This window comes from Arthrobacter sp. zg-Y769, assembly GCF_020907405.1.
Taxonomy (GTDB): domain Bacteria; phylum Actinomycetota; class Actinomycetes; order Actinomycetales; family Micrococcaceae; genus Arthrobacter_B.
In genome coordinates, this window is record NZ_JAJJOE010000004.1 from 273728 (window position 1) to 287715 (window position 13988).

13 protein-coding genes are annotated in these 13988 nt (G+C 66.1%); all 13 read right to left on the minus strand.

Going from position 1 to position 13988, the window contains the following annotated elements:
- Nucleotides 1-21: 21 nt before the first annotated feature.
- Nucleotides 22-1242, minus strand: a complete 1221-nt coding sequence (locus tag LOC60_RS03505) for an acetyl-CoA C-acetyltransferase (RefSeq protein ID WP_230022052.1) — start codon at nucleotides 1240-1242, stop codon at nucleotides 22-24.
- A complete protein-coding gene (locus tag LOC60_RS03510; RefSeq protein WP_230022058.1) occupies nucleotides 1239-2816 on the minus strand; it encodes a bifunctional 3-(3-hydroxy-phenyl)propionate/3-hydroxycinnamic acid hydroxylase in 1578 nt (525 codons plus the stop codon). Before LOC60_RS03510 ends, LOC60_RS03505 begins: the two co-directional genes overlap by 4 nt.
- On the minus strand, nucleotides 2813-4768 hold the full coding sequence (locus LOC60_RS03515) for an acetoacetate--CoA ligase (protein WP_230022060.1): 1956 nt from the start codon (nucleotides 4766-4768) through the stop codon (nucleotides 2813-2815). Before LOC60_RS03515 ends, LOC60_RS03510 begins: the two co-directional genes overlap by 4 nt.
- Nucleotides 4765-5616, minus strand: coding sequence for a fumarylacetoacetate hydrolase family protein (locus LOC60_RS03520; RefSeq protein WP_230022063.1), 852 nt, complete (start codon nucleotides 5614-5616; stop codon nucleotides 4765-4767). Before LOC60_RS03520 ends, LOC60_RS03515 begins: the two co-directional genes overlap by 4 nt.
- A 3-nt stretch (nucleotides 5617-5619) precedes the next feature.
- Entirely contained in the window at nucleotides 5620-6312 is a 693-nt protein-coding gene (locus LOC60_RS03525) for a VOC family protein (protein ID WP_230022069.1), read from the minus strand.
- Between the two features lie 74 nt (nucleotides 6313-6386).
- The gene (locus LOC60_RS03530; RefSeq protein ID WP_230022071.1) at nucleotides 6387-6911 is read right to left on the minus strand and encodes a flavin reductase family protein; all 525 of its coding nucleotides are present in this window, start codon (nucleotides 6909-6911) and stop codon (nucleotides 6387-6389) included.
- A 40-nt stretch (nucleotides 6912-6951) separates the two neighbouring features.
- Nucleotides 6952-7605: a nuclear transport factor 2 family protein gene (locus LOC60_RS03535; RefSeq protein ID WP_230022073.1), complete on the minus strand. Its 654-nt coding sequence runs from the start codon at nucleotides 7603-7605 to the stop codon at nucleotides 6952-6954.
- Between the two features lie 41 nt (nucleotides 7606-7646).
- A complete protein-coding gene (locus LOC60_RS03540) occupies nucleotides 7647-8834 on the minus strand; it encodes an acyl-CoA dehydrogenase family protein (RefSeq protein WP_230022074.1) in 1188 nt (395 codons plus the stop codon).
- A 113-nt stretch (nucleotides 8835-8947) separates the two neighbouring features.
- Nucleotides 8948-10468, minus strand: a complete 1521-nt coding sequence (locus LOC60_RS03545; RefSeq protein ID WP_230022077.1) for an MFS transporter — start codon at nucleotides 10466-10468, stop codon at nucleotides 8948-8950.
- A gap of 92 nt (nucleotides 10469-10560) precedes the next feature.
- On the minus strand, nucleotides 10561-11931 hold the full coding sequence (locus LOC60_RS03550) for a hypothetical protein (RefSeq protein ID WP_230022080.1): 1371 nt from the start codon (nucleotides 11929-11931) through the stop codon (nucleotides 10561-10563).
- Between the two features lie 35 nt (nucleotides 11932-11966).
- On the minus strand, nucleotides 11967-12578 hold the full coding sequence (locus tag LOC60_RS03555; RefSeq protein WP_230022083.1) for an NADPH-dependent FMN reductase: 612 nt from the start codon (nucleotides 12576-12578) through the stop codon (nucleotides 11967-11969).
- Nucleotides 12579-12581: 3 nt separating this feature from the next.
- On the minus strand, nucleotides 12582-13103 hold the full coding sequence (locus LOC60_RS03560; RefSeq protein WP_230022086.1) for a nuclear transport factor 2 family protein: 522 nt from the start codon (nucleotides 13101-13103) through the stop codon (nucleotides 12582-12584).
- A gap of 272 nt (nucleotides 13104-13375) precedes the next feature.
- Complete coding sequence (locus LOC60_RS03565) at nucleotides 13376-13972, minus strand: TetR/AcrR family transcriptional regulator (RefSeq protein ID WP_230022089.1); 597 nt, start codon at nucleotides 13970-13972, stop codon at nucleotides 13376-13378.
- Nucleotides 13973-13988: the final 16 nt, after the last annotated feature.

Sequence of the window (13988 nt, forward strand, 5' to 3'; positions counted from 1 at the left end):
GGCCGCTTTCCGTTCTGCCGATCAGCTGAGGCGTTCCAGCACGATTGCCATTCCCTGCCCGCCGCCCACGCACAGCGTGGCCATGCCAAGCGTCTTGTCCTCAGTCGACAGGCCGTTGATCAGCGTACCGATGAGGCGGGTACCGGTCGCACCGAACGGATGCCCGATGGCGATCGCCCCGCCGTGCGTGTTGAGCTGACGGTCCACGTCGATCCCGAGCTCCCTCGCAGAAGCAACGACCTGGACGGCGAATGCCTCATTGATCTCGATCAGGTCGAGGTCAGCGATGGTCAGGCCGGCCCGACGAAGCGCCCGCCGCGACGATTCCACTGGTCCGAGCCCCATGATCTCCGGCGACAGACCCGAGACAGCGGTAGAGACGATGCGTGCCAGTGGCTGCAGACCGTGCGCCTTCGCATACCGCCCGGAGACGACCACTGCGGCGGATGCACCGTCATTGAGCGGGCAGGCATTGCCGGCCGTGACCGTTCCGACGGGCGAGAACACGGGCTTAAGCTCGGCCAGGGCCTCCGCCGTGGTTCCCGGACGGAGCGAGTCATCCTGATCGAAGATCGACCCGTCCGACCGCACCACGGGAACGATCTCCCGCGCCAGGTAGCCGCTGGCCTGCGCTTCCCCCGCCAGACGCTGCGAGCGTGCAGCAAATGCGTCCTGCTCCGCGCGGCTGACGCCGGTCAGCCGCGCCACATACTCGGCCGTGTGACCCATTTGGATATAGGCGTCCGGCATCCCGCCGTCGGCGCGTGGGTCATGCCACGGCGCCCCCGACAGCATCGCCTGTGCCGTGCGTTCTGCAGCTGCGTCGAACGCGGCATTGCCCGCCCCGGCCGGCGGGGCCGCGTGGGATGTCGACTCGGTGCCTCCAACAAGGAACGCATCCCCTTCGCCGGCCTTAATGGCGTGGAAGGCCATCCGGGTGGTTTGGATCGAGGACGCGCAGAAGCGGTTCACGGTTGTGCCCGGCAGCGTGTCGTAGTTGAGCAGCGTTGCCACGACGCGGGCCATGTTGAACCCCTGTTCACCGTCGGGGGCCGCCGTGCCGAGCATCAGGTCGTCGACGTCGTCGATTGACAACCCAGGTACACGGTCGATGACGCCGGCGAAGACCTGGCGCGCGAGTTCATCGCCGCGCACATCGGCCAGACCGCCCTTGCGGGCACGGCCGATGGCGGTACGGGCGATGGAGACGATGACGGCGTCGTCGTCGGTAAGAGTGGTCATGCGGACTCCCGTAGCTGGGCCGATTCAAGGGCGGACATGAGGTGGATGGCGTCGTCGACGGTCTTTGCAGAGGCGAACCCGTGGAAGTCGGGACGGTAGACGACGGCCACGGCCGTATCGAAGACCTCACCGTATCGGCCGTCGACGTCACTGCCGCTGTGCCGGTTACGGGCCGCGGTATCGGGGGGCATGACCTCGATGACCTTGCACGGGAATCCGGCGGGTTTGGCCGCGCGGATACGCTCCGCTTCGTCCTCGCCCACCACGCGCCCGTCGACGAAGGCCACGAACTCACCCCAGGTAATTTGGTCTGCGGCTGTCTCGCTGCCGTCGAGGCCGCGCAACCGTCCCTGCACGCCGATTCGGCCGGCCACCGGATCGGCCCCGGGCGCACCGCCGGGGAAGAAGCCCGGCCCGAGGATCTCCGGCGGCATGGGGGGAAGTGCATTCCAGGGGAACGGCCCGGTACTGAGGAAGTGGGCGTCCCGCGCCTCGACCTTGGCGGGGTCGGTCTCGCAGATCATCCGCCCGAGTTCGAGTGACATCATCAGCGCATGCTGCACGTGTGCACCCCGCTCGCTCCCATAGGTGTCGAGCAGGCTGAGCGGCGCGAGCCCGCTGAGCACGTGGTCAATCTTCCACACGAGGTTCGCGACATCGCGGACCCCCGACACCATGCCCCGCCCGAAGAAAGGCGGCATCTGGTGCGCGGCGTCGCCGGCGACGAACACGCGCCCGCGGCTCCATTCGGTGACGCACCGCGCGTTGAACGTGTACATCGCCAGGCGCTCGAGGTCCGCGTTCTCGGGAGTGACCTCCCAGGGAGCGACGAGTCCCCAGGCGTTCTCCGTGCTGGTGAATGCCGCAGCGTCCTCGCCGGGCATCAGCATGAATTCGAAGCGACGCCGGCCAGGACCGCCGGAGACGACAGATGTCGGACGCAGGGGGTCGCAGATCTGGCCGTTCTCGGGCGTCCATTCACGCTCGGCCATCTGGAGATCCATCACCAGCCAGTCCGAACTGAAGTCCAGATCCGTCATCGCCAGACCGGCGAGTTCCCGCACGGCCGAGTTGGCGCCGTCGCATCCCACGAGGAACTTGGCCCGGACCGTGGCCCCGCCGGCAGGTCCGTCGATGACCGCCGACACCCCCTCGGCATCCTGGTCAAACCCGGTAAGAGCGGTTCCCCAGCGAATCTCGAGCCCTTCGGCCACCTCCTGGTGCCGCCGCAGCGCGGCTTCGAGGTCGGGCTGGGCGAACATCGTGGACTCCGGCCAGCCCTGCGGCCCGTCGAGGGGCGCCGGGAAGGTCAGCAGGAGCTTCCGATCGGCAGTCAGCCAGTCGTAGCTCAGGGCAGGCTCGCTGAACCTGGCCTGCTCCTCCGCATCCAGGCCTACTCCGGCCAGGAAGCGGTTGACGTCCGGGTCGTAGTGGACCGCCCGCGGCAGAGAATACGGTTCACGGTGCTGCTCAACGGCCAGCACCCGGTACCCGCGCTGTGCAAGGTAGAGGGAGGTCAGTTGCCCCACCACACCCTGTCCCACAACAAGCACATCGACATCGTTGTCGCTCATTTTGCTTCGATTCCGTTCTGTTCGTTGAACACTCGGGCACGCTGGACGAACCAGTCGACCGTGCCTGGGTTCTGCAGCGATCCGCGGTTGACCGCCTTGGCCTGGTCATACCCCAGGAACACCTTCTTCAAGGGCACCTCGATCCGCTTGCCGGAGTACGTGACGGGGATGCCCGGCGCTGCCTCGATCGCATCGGGAACATGCCGTGCCGTGGCCCGGGAGCGGATCGCGGTCCGGATCCGTGCCACCAGGTCGTCGCTGAGGTCGACGCCGTCGGCCAGTTCGACGAACAGCGGCATCCAGTACCGCCCGCCCGGCATTTCGATCCCCAGAACGACGCCGTTACGCACCTCGTCCAGAGTCTGCAGCGCGGCGTAGATCTCGGCGCTTCCGAGCCGCACGCCGTCGCGGTTGAGCGTCGCGTCGGATCTTCCGTGCACCACCACACCCCCGCGCGGGGTGCGGCTGATCCAGTCGCCGTGCGTCCAGACGGAGGGATCTGCCTCGAAGTACGCCGCGTGGTACTTGGCGCCATCCTCATCGCCCCAGAAGCGGACCGGCATCGACGGCATCGGCCCGGTCAGCACGAGCTCGCCCACTTCGTCGTCCGCCGCCTCGCGGCCGCCCTCGGCGCGGACCTGGACGGGAGTTCCCAGCGTCGGCCCCTGCAGTTCGCCGAGGTGCACGCGCTGCCAGGGGTTGCCCCCGATGAAACCGCTGCAGATATCGGTGCCGCCGGAATCGCTTGAGAGGTGGACATCGGCCTTGACCGCCGCGTGGACCCAGCGCCAGGTCGAGGGGGCGAGAACCGATCCCGTCGACATGATCGTGTCCAGGCACGAGAGGTCGTGACGATCCCCCGGGCGCAGCCCGGACTTCTCCACGAGGGCGAGATATGCGGCACCGGTCGCGAGCATCGTCGCCTGCGTCTGAGCAACGAGGGCGAACTGGCGGTCGGCATCCGGCCACATGGACGCACCGGGGAAAGTGACCACGGATGCCCCGACGCTGAGCGTGTTCGGAAGAGTGTTCCACACCATCCAGGAGGTGTTCGCGGCGGTGAAGTAGCGATCACCCGGACCGAGGTCGAACTGCAGCCCGATTCCCTTGGCGGATTCCAGCAGCATTCCGCCGTGTCCGTGCACGATCCCCTTCGGTATGCCGGTGGTTCCGGAGGAGAAGAGAACCCACAAGGGGTGGTCAAACGGGAGGCGCCGGTAGTCCGCGGGTGCAGGCGGCAAGGCATCGAGGCCGTCGAGGTACACGACGTCGGTCACCGTGGGCAGCGCGGAGCCGACCGAATCGACCAGTGGCCGGGAGTCGACCGCGCGGCCCTTGAACGTGTAGCCGGAGAAACCCAACAGCACGCGGGGCTCGAGCGGTGCGAGCCTGTCGACGATGGCGGGTTTAGCGAAGTCGGGTGAGCACACCGACCAGATGGCGCCGAGGGATGCGGTCGCGAGCATCGCAGCGATCGCCTCGGGGATATTCGGAAAGATACCCGCGACGACATCGCCCTGCTCGACGCCGAGGCCGCGGAGGCGGGCGGCGAGGGCCGCGACACGATCACGGAGACCGGCCCAGGTCCACTCGATGCGCCCGTCCTCGGCCAGTCCGACGATCGCCACCTCGTCCGACCTTGTGTCCGCATGCCGCAGGACATTCTCGGCATAGTTCAGCCGCGCCTGCGGGTACCAGACCGCACCGGGCATGCGGCGCTCCGCAAGGGCAGGTCCCACCAGCCCGTCGCCTATCAGGCCTGCATGCTCACGTACGAGATCCCAGAATGCCCCGGGCTCCTCGACCGACCACCGCCAGAAGGCAGGGTAGTCGTCGAGGAGCACGCCGTGGCGTTCCAGGGCCAGCTCACGGAGGGACCACAGCTGGGTCTGCCGGATACTCTCCTCGGTCGGAGCCCAGGTGACCTCGGGCGCCGCAGACGTCTCGGTCACGGTGCCGCGGTGAACTCGTTCGTAAACGAGCCGAAGCCGTCGAGGGTGCTGGTGAGGCGATAGCCCGGCCGCATCAGGATCCCGCGCGAGAGTCCCACACCCGCGGGCGTGCCCGTGAAGATGATGTCCCCGGGCAGCAGCGTCACGATCTGCGAGAGCCGGTGGATGCTCTCGTCAATCGGGAAGAAGAGCTGATCCGTGTCACCGTCCTGAAGGGTAATCGTCTCTTCGCCCGGGCGCTCGAGCACCGCGTGGAAGGAGATGGAGTCACGGTCCGGGAATTCGTCCGGGGTGACCACGAACGGTCCGAACGGTCCGAAATTCGGGAACGACTTGCCCATCGAGAACTGCGGTACGGGGGGACGGCGCTGCACCGTGCGTTCCGAGTAATCCTGCCCGACGGCGATGCCGGCCACGTGCTGCCACGCATCGGCCTTCGGGATCCTGCGGCCTCCCTTACCGATAACCACGACAATCTCGGTTTCGTAATCGACGTCGTCGCTCGGCAGTTCGACCTGCGCGTTGGGGGCTGCGAGGCAGGATTGGAACTTCGTGAAGACGATCAGGTCTTCAGGTGCCGGGATGTTCGCCTCCGCGGCGTGGTCCTTGTAGTTCACGCCGATGGCGAGCACCTGCGGAGGCCTCGGGACCGGGATGCCGAGATCGGCCGGTTCGAAGGGCACAGCCGCCGGCAGGGTCGCCGCCGCAGCCCAGGCAACGAAGTCACTCCAGCGCTCGTACACATCCATCGGGTCGGGCCCGAAAGCGCCGCCGGAGGCTTTCGCTACGTCGACTGCTCCCCCCTCGGTAACGAGGGAAGCGCGGCCGTTCAGGTTGGCGATGCGCATTTATCAGGCCTCCGCTGCGAGCGGGAAGGGAACTCCGCGCAGGAGCTCGGGGTTCGCCGCGATCTTCTCGGCCCAGCGGTCAGGGAATGACGGGTTGGGCACTTCGACGGCGGGACGGAACTCGCCGGCATACGCTCGGCGGTGGATCTCGTCGTGGTCCATCCCCGCCTCGCGTGCGGCAACCAGCTTGTCCGGGTCGAACTGCGGTCCGAGCTGGTCCTCCGCGAACTCGCGTGATGCCCACATCCACTCGCTCGACTTGCCCCAGTCATGGAAGTTGTCCACCTGGATCTCGATGCCGTTCCCGTCCGGGTCTGTGTAGTACATGGACATCGTCATGCCGTGGTCCATGTTGAAGGCGGGAAGGATGTCCTGGTCGCGCAGGCGGACGTAGTTGTCCAGCCACGAGTCGAAGTCGGGGTACTCGAACGCCGTGTGGTGGATCCCGGCCGAGTGGGGTTTGTCCACCGGCGGGACCGTGCCGGGGATCCGGAGAAGCGCGATGCGGTGGTTCGCCTCATCGTTGACCAGCCAGGCGGCGTTCTCCGAGTAGAAGATCGGCTGCAAGCCGCAGACTGCCTCGTAGAACTTCACCATGGGGTCGATCTCCATGGTCATGAAGGTCGCGTGGTGGAGCTTCGGGGCCCGGATAGGGCGCGGTTTCGGCGTGGTGGCGTAGACGGACTGGGACATCATTGTTCCTTTACTCGGCGGCTGCGCTGCAGCCGATTCATTGCTGTAATTACGGGTCGGTTTGGTAGGGACGGCCCTCAGGCCGCTGGCTCCACCGGAGTGAAGTGACCGAACCGGCGGTGCTGGTAAACGAGGCCGGCAACATCGAAGCTGTCCGCAGCACCGACGAGACCCGTCACGATCGTGTGATCCCCGGCCCGCACCAGGTCCACGACCTGGCACGCTGCCCACGACGCGATGCCGGCAATACGCGGCAATCCCTGATCCATCACCCAATTCACGCCAGCGAACCGATCGAGCCCACGCCTTGCGAAGGTCGAGGCGATCCCCGCCTGGTCGAAGGCGAGGACGTTGAGACCAAACCGCCCGGACCGCGTGATCAACTCGAGCAGGTCCGAGTCGTGTTGAAGCGACACGAGGACCATCGGCGGATCGAGCGACAACGACGCGAACGCACTGACCGTTGTCCCATGCGGGACACCGAGAGTGGTCGTCACGATGGAGACGGGCGTGGCGACGGCTCCCATAGCTGCACGGAATGCCTGCGGATCAACGGAAACTTCTGCGTGCGTATCCACCGGTACCTCCTCATTGAGATTCATAGTCGTACTGTACGGTGTAGTGCAGGTAAGCGCAATGGGTTTACTGCGGCGGCCCGGGGAACGTGTCGTACGGCTCCGGGGCGAACGGGAGCTCACGGGGGTCCCAGGCCGGTGAGTACGGCACCTGCCCGCGGGGCGGAGCATCCGGCCCGTTCTCGTCGTAGGGCGGCAGAGGCGGGATCAGCTGCGCAGCGGCATCCGTGAAGCTGGCGCTGTAGTCCGTGATGAAGGTGGCCGAGAGCCGGAAGTGCCAGAGCCGCCAGGCATCGTCTTCACGGACGAAATCCGCCGAGTAACGTCCCCAGTACCAAAGCGCCCGAAGCGGGTTGCCTTCAACCCAGCCGAGGTGATGCGCCTCGGCGCCCGGTGAGATCCATGCCGCCCGAGCGGTGCGCCCGTCCCGGGCAACTTCCACCACCGGAGTCGTGAGCAGGTGCTCAACGTACTCACCGGTCAGATCGCGCGAGGGCCCCTTCATGGGGGGCGGCGCCCACGCTCTCCGTGCGGCATCCCGCCCGGTGAACGTACCGAACGGCATCTCCACGACCAGGTCCTCTCGGTCCGCGAACAGCGGTGGAATCAGGTCGTCCCGGTAGGCCGAGTGGTAGAACGCATAGCGCCCCATGAGGTTTTCGATTTCATGAACAGCTTCGAGGCGCTCCAGTCGGCGGGTGATATCTGCGAGTTCGGACATGATGCCCTTTCGTAACGGAGGGGATGGAGGGGCGGTGTCGATTAAAAGAGGGGCTCGGGGAAGTCGCCGAGATCCTGCCCGAGGAGGACACCGCCGGCAACAGCGCTCATGGTCATGAAATCTGCGGACGCATGATTGCGGACGACCTGCACGTCCCTGCAGATGCGCTCCAGCGGGTCACCCGTGCGGAAGATAGAGGCCCCCGACGAGCGCACCACAAGGTCCACTGCAGCGAATGCCTTGGTGCCCGCCCCGGTGAGACCCAGGTTGATCACGGCGCGATTCTCAAGGCTTGCCTCCTGCGAGCGCTCAGGCCCGTAGATGGCAGCCGTCATTTCGAGTGCGTCCCTCATTTGCAGCTCTGCGACGTGCAGCAGGTCCCACGCGTGGGCGTATGCCGACCGCACGAGGGGCTCGTCCACGATTCGCTGCCCGGTCTGCATGCGGACACGCTTACCGGCATTTCCGCGGAACAGCTCCAAGGCCGCATCCGCGGTGCCGAGCGCAACTGCAGCCTGGATGACAGGCAGAATGCGGTTGACGGGGTACGCAGCGAGCGGGTAACCGGGGTGCAGCGCAGCAGCCCGTTCCGAGTCCGCGGAGAACAACGCGAACTCAATCGTTCGGTGCGCGGGAACGAAGACGTCCTGTGCCTCTACATCGTTGCTCCCGGTGCCCTTCATACCGGGGACCTGCCACGTGTCGATCACCGTCACGTCCTCGATGGGCACCGCCACCGAGAGCGGCCCGGTTGGAGAAAGGGCGCTGACCATCACCCATTGGGCGTGCATCACAGCGGAGGCGAAGCGCCAGCGACCGCTGACCAGGTAGCCGCCCTCGGTCGGCGCTGCCGTTCCGGGAGGGGTGGCCGCCGCTGCTGCCAGCGCGTACGTGCCGCCCTGGAAGAAGTCCGCCTGTGCCTGCACCCCGTAACGAGCGAGCAGGAGATTGTGGGCCATGAGGAACGCGCCGACCCACCCGGCCGACGCGTCGCCCCGGGACAGGGTCCGGACGATGTCCACGTACTCGATGAGGTCGATCTGGGAGCCGCCCAGCGTGGCCGGGAGCATCGCGCTGAATAGGCCTGCCCTTTCGAAGTCGGAGATCGTTTCGTCCGGGAGGCGGCGAAGCTCCTCGGTCTCGGCCGCACGCTCCCTCAGCAGGGGCACCAGTGCTTCGGCATTCGACAGGAGTTCGGCAGGGAGGGGGGCGGTAAGCAGAGGGGACATAACGGGGAACCTTTTCTTGGTGATGGGACGTGGGTGATAGAGAGAGTGGTGAGATGGCTGCTCGCGTCACGGATGCCGGCGGGTGTCCGCCAGGCGGGTGACGTAACGGGGACTCAGTCAGTAGGTCGGGGCTCGACCAGCGTTTTCTCGTCATGAACGGCAGGCCCCGTCCACGGGGCGGGGAACTTCGGCAGAAGGGCGGCGCACGCTACCGCGATGACCCCCAGCACAACGAGTACGAGCATCGGCGCGGCGTAGCTTCCCGTAGCTGCCTGAAGCGCACTGAAGAGGTACGGGGACGCCGCAAGCGCAACTCCCGTAACCGCGAGCGTCATGCCTTGGAGTGCCGCGAAGGACTTCATCCCGAAATACTTGGCGATCAGCGCCGGGCCCAGGGCCGACTCCACGCCCGCGATGATGCCGAGCAGTCCCATAGAGAGATAGACGAGCACCAGGGAACCACCGTTACCGAGTGCGAGCAGGAGACCTAGCGGTGCGCCGAGGAGAAGCAGCGCTACGACCCACGGGCGGCGTGTGCGGTCAAGAGTGGTACCCCCGGCAAGCAGTCCAATGATTGACGTGCTGGCGAGTACCGAAAGCGAGACCGAGACGGCGGCGGGATTGACACCGGACTGGCCGAAGAAATCCACTGCGTTCTGACGCATCGCGATCGGCCCGGTCCCAGCGAGGACGAGGAAGAGGATGAGTAGAATCCACGGTCGCGTCAAAATCGCCTTCCGGAACGGCACCCCGGGAAGAGAAGCGTCGACTGCCTTGGGCAGAGGAACGCGCGCAGTGACCTTGGGCTCGGAGATGAGCCAGAGCACGGTGGGGATTCCGATGACGGCGACCGCGATGGCGGTGACGAGGTAGGTGCCGTCCCAGCCAAGCCCCGCGAAGACCCCGGCGTCGACGGCAGGCATCGGCGCACCGCCCGTGTCACCAGGTGGAACCAGGCCGCCGCTTCCGGAGTCTGCGGGGGGCTCGGCGCCCGCCGGCGCCTCGCCTGCCGGGGGCACCCCACCTGTCCGGGGCGCGGCGTTCCCATTAATAAGCCACTGGAACAGAGGAGATGAGATCGCTGCGATCATGCCGGACGTCACGCCGACGAGGCCGAAACCAATACCACGATGCGCCGGGAACCACCCGGAGATGACTTTGAATACCACCCCCAGGCTCGCGCTGAAGCCACAGATGGCCGTGAGGGTAAGGAGCACACCGAGCAGCCATGGGGTGGTGCCGGCGACCGGAACCAAGGCCATAAAAACCGCATAGAGAATGATGGACGGCAAAGCGACCGTCCGGGCGCCGTGGCGGTCGACCCAGCGTCCGAGGAAGGGAAGGAACAATGGTCCGACGAGCAGCGGAATGCTGACGAACAGAAGTATCCCGTCCTGCGGCGGTGTACCTGTGCTCATCGCGTAGGCCGGAACAATAAAGGGGGTCATTGCAGCCAGGGCTGCAGGACTCACGGCGACCAGCAGGAGACTGCCGATCAGCGCCGCCTTGGCCCGGCCCGGGGCCTTCAGGAAGTCGACGGCGTATTGTCGAAAGCTGGTTTTCGCTGCGTCGTCGAGCAGGGGCACGGGCTGCGGAACGCTCGACGCCGGCACAACGGGATGATCTTTCTGCATCGGGACTCCTTGTGGTCGGTTGTCGCCGGCGTCGACCTTGACGCCTGCGCTTTCACCTGCTGGGGCACGAGGGCGAACCCCCGGGACACGACTTACGGGCGCGGGGGAACTGCCGGAGGACGCCCGCCCTTGGGCGCAGTGACGGGCGAACTTATCGCCGCCATCATCGGAAAAGGTGCAAGACCGAACATCGCCCGGCCATTGATCTCGGCCATCGGATCGATCCGGAACGCCCCATGCGTGGCCAGGACATGAATCTCCCGCACCGCGCGCTGGAGCGGGTTCGAGAGCGCAACCGCCGACGATCCCAGGGCGAGGAGGAGTCCGTCCACAGTATGAAGGCACTGGTGGATCAGGTGGACGAGGTCCATGGTGATCTCGGGCTCTTCCGACGGCAGATAGTCCTCTCCCGCGAGCGCCCGCCGATCGGCCTCGTCCATGTGCCGGGCGAGAACGGCGTCCGCCGCGTTGATGGCCGCACGCGCTTTGCCGGCGACCATCTGGATCGAGGCCATTTCCGACATAGTCGGGTAGGGCAGATTGAACGGCGGACGCTTCGCGGCCTGCGCCAGGAACGAGTCCAGTGCCCCCTGTGCGATCCCGATGGCCAAGGCGGCGAACGCGCCGCTGCTGCCGATCATCATCCCGAACGCTCCGTGCTTGAAGCCCAACCCCGAGTAGGCGCCTCGAAGTGAATCGCTCAGACGCGGAAGGTCAGCGGTGTGGACGACGCGGTAGTCGGGGACGAAGATCTCCTCGTCCGCCCGGATGCTGTTCGAATTCGTTGCCTGAAGCCCCATGACATGCCAGTCGTCGACGATCGTGTACTGGTCCCTGGACAGGACAGCCATTGCGCGTCGCCGCTCGCCGCTTGCCGGGTCGTCATACTCGAAACCAACGGAGCCCCAGGCAGCGTGCTTGCTGCCGCTGCCGAACGACCACTTGCCCTTCACCTGGTAGCCGCCGGCCACCTTGCGGCCGTCGCCGACCTTCGGAGCGAAGACGGTCGCACCGAACACGAGCGGACCGACCCATTCGTCGATTCCCGCAAGTACTTCGTCGCGGAGCTTCGCATCGAATCCAAGGATGTTCCGGGTCGCGCTCGAGACGATTACCAGCCAGGCGGCTGCCGCATCGCCCAGGCCGAGTGTCCGCACTACCTCCGCAGTGTCGCGAGCCCCGAGTGCGTAGCCGCCCAACTCTGTGGGGATCGTGATTTTGAAGGCACCGACCCGATTCACCGCCTCCAGGGTGGCAGGAGTCAGTGCGCCGAGCGCTTCCCCCTCGGCGGCCTGTTGGCGCAGCAACGGGAGGAGCTGGACAATCTCGTCCCGCATTCGGCGACCCTCATCACTCAGGTACGGCGACTCGGGAAACTTCGCCCTGGTGGCGGAAGGCCCGTCCGGCAGGATCGGCTCTCCGTTGGGGATACCTGCCGGCGGCAGTGTGCGTGATGTTGTCATCGAGGGATCCATTCTCTTCTTTGAGGCTTCCGTGATCAGGGGCGGGGCGCCGGGGAGCCCGACGGCATCGTCGGGGGCGGCGGGCCTTCGGCACGGAGCGGCCCCAGCGCATGCGTCCACCGCAGCAGTTCCGTCAGCATCGGTGCGACGGCACCCTGGGCGGAAGGCGGCGGCACGAAGTTGCCGGCCTCAAAGTTCTGCATAACAAGCGGCAGTACGACGCCGTCCGGCAGCGGCATCATGCGAACAGTCGTGACGATCTGTTTCATGACCTGGACTGCACGGAGACCTCCCGCGATGCCGCCGTAGCTGACGAAGGCGACGGGAGCATACGTCCACTCGCGCCCGAGGTAGTCGAAAGCATTCAGCAGGGCGGCCGACGGCCCGTAGTTGTACTCCGGTGAAACGAAGATGAACGCGTCCGCTTCCCTGATTTTCGCGGCCCACCGCTGCGTGTGCCCATGCTCGTAGCGTCCCAGGACAGGGTGGTGGCGTTCATCGAGGACGGGCAGTTCATACTCCGCGATGTCGACGAGCTCTACCTCGAATCTCCCATCCGCCACCGCTCGCTCGAAGGCCCACTGCGCTATGGGTCCGGCGAGGCGGCCGGGGCGAGTGCTGCCGACAATGATCTGCAGTTTGGGCATCGGTCAGTCCCCCAGCGGATCCTGGCCGGGGGCCGCTTTGCGGAAAGTGCTCCAATGCTCGGCAAGCTTGCCGTTGTGCACCCGAAAAACGGTGAGGATGTTCCAGTCGTAGGAGGCCTCCGGAATGACGGGATCGGGGACGACTTTTCGCATCATGAGGCACGCAACCTCGCCATCGAGGATGACGCCAACCACCGGCGGCGGGATCTCACCCACGACCGGCACATGCCGGAAATGTTCAATGAGCTTCTCGAGGCCGTTACCGGCGGCGTTCGGATCGTGCTGGACGTAGTCTTCGGCGGCGTATCTGGTCATGACCTCGACGACCTGTTCCTGCACCTTGTCGTCGCGGACCATGCGGGCCATGTCTGCTTCGAAGTCGATAAGCAGGCGCTTGACCGCTGTGCGTTCCGGCGAAGAATCGGCAGCGACCGCCGCCTTGAACTCCTCATTGTCGAGCCAGTTCTGATAAATCGCGGGATCACTGATCTCTGCGATTCCATTGATGACGGTAAATCCAGCCATGGTGCGGGTCCTCTCTGCAGCTGTCGGCGTCGCGTCAGGGGCAGACACCGCATCGAAACGCCATCGTTTCGATCAGCTCGAGGGCCACGCTACTGCCACGCCACAGGCAGCGCAACCCCCGTCACATTCGCAGCCTGCTCCCGGTGCAGGAGATCAGTGGGTTGGCCGGTCGGTTCCGGCATGGTTTTGCCGCCGATGACCCGTGCTCGTAGAGGGGTTGCCGCCGGAGCCGATGTGGCGCGTGGGCGACGTCGGGGCGAGAGCGTGAAGTGTCAGCGGTGCGAGAGCACCGGGAGCAGAATCGTGTCGACAAAGCCGGCCAAGTACTCGCGGTCCGGAAATGTCCCCTCCGCCAGGTGTTTGGCAAGCGGCATGGATAAGAACGCATGATGGCAGTACCGCCGAACGGTCGCATCGACGGAGATTTCCCGCCGCTCGACGGCGCGGTCGATGGCGCGGTCGAGCGGGGAACCCGCGGGAGCCGAGAGCTGCTCACGCATCGTCTCCGCGAGTGCCTCATCGCGCATCGACGCGTGGGCGAGGGCCGCGAGGAGCGTCATCTCGGATTCAGCCACATGGGCGATCTGCTCCATGACGGCGAGTAGATCGCCGCGTAACGTGCCGGTGTCTACATCGGCCGGCTCCCCCAGCTGGGAGTGTGAACGGAGGGCGGCCATCACCAGGCCCGGCTTGCCGTGCCACTGGCGATAGATCGTCGCCGTGCTGCATTTGGAGCGTTTCGCCACGGCGGGCATGGCCAGACCTTCATAACCGACCTCCTCGAGGAGGCCAAGGGTCTCGGCGAGGATCTCTGCCTCACGGTGCGGCGAGAGCCGGCTGTGCCGAGGCCGTTCAGCGGGATCGCTCACCGTCGCACCCTTTCTA

Bases quoted from the DNA above. Each gene is read 5' to 3' on its own strand.
- LOC60_RS03510 (WP_230022058.1), bottom strand. From the start codon at position 2,816: ATGAGCGACAACGATGTCGATGTGCTTGTTGTGGGACAGGGTGTGGTG.
- LOC60_RS03505 (WP_230022052.1), bottom strand. From the start codon at position 1,242: ATGACCACTCTTACCGACGACGACGCCGTCATCGTCTCCATCGCCCGT.
- LOC60_RS03530 (WP_230022071.1), bottom strand. From the start codon at position 6,911: ATGAATCTCAATGAGGAGGTACCGGTGGATACGCACGCAGAAGTTTCC.
- LOC60_RS03545 (WP_230022077.1), bottom strand. From the start codon at position 10,468: ATGCAGAAAGATCATCCCGTTGTGCCGGCGTCGAGCGTTCCGCAGCCC.
- LOC60_RS03550 (WP_230022080.1), bottom strand. From the start codon at position 11,931: ATGACAACATCACGCACACTGCCGCCGGCAGGTATCCCCAACGGAGAG.
- LOC60_RS03540 (WP_230022074.1), bottom strand. From the start codon at position 8,834: ATGTCCCCTCTGCTTACCGCCCCCCTCCCTGCCGAACTCCTGTCGAAT.
- LOC60_RS03535 (WP_230022073.1), bottom strand. From the start codon at position 7,605: ATGTCCGAACTCGCAGATATCACCCGCCGACTGGAGCGCCTCGAAGCT.
- LOC60_RS03525 (WP_230022069.1), bottom strand. From the start codon at position 6,312: ATGATGTCCCAGTCCGTCTACGCCACCACGCCGAAACCGCGCCCTATC.
- LOC60_RS03555 (WP_230022083.1), bottom strand. From the start codon at position 12,578: ATGCCCAAACTGCAGATCATTGTCGGCAGCACTCGCCCCGGCCGCCTC.
- LOC60_RS03560 (WP_230022086.1), bottom strand. From the start codon at position 13,103: ATGGCTGGATTTACCGTCATCAATGGAATCGCAGAGATCAGTGATCCC.
- LOC60_RS03520 (WP_230022063.1), bottom strand. From the start codon at position 5,616: ATGCGCATCGCCAACCTGAACGGCCGCGCTTCCCTCGTTACCGAGGGG.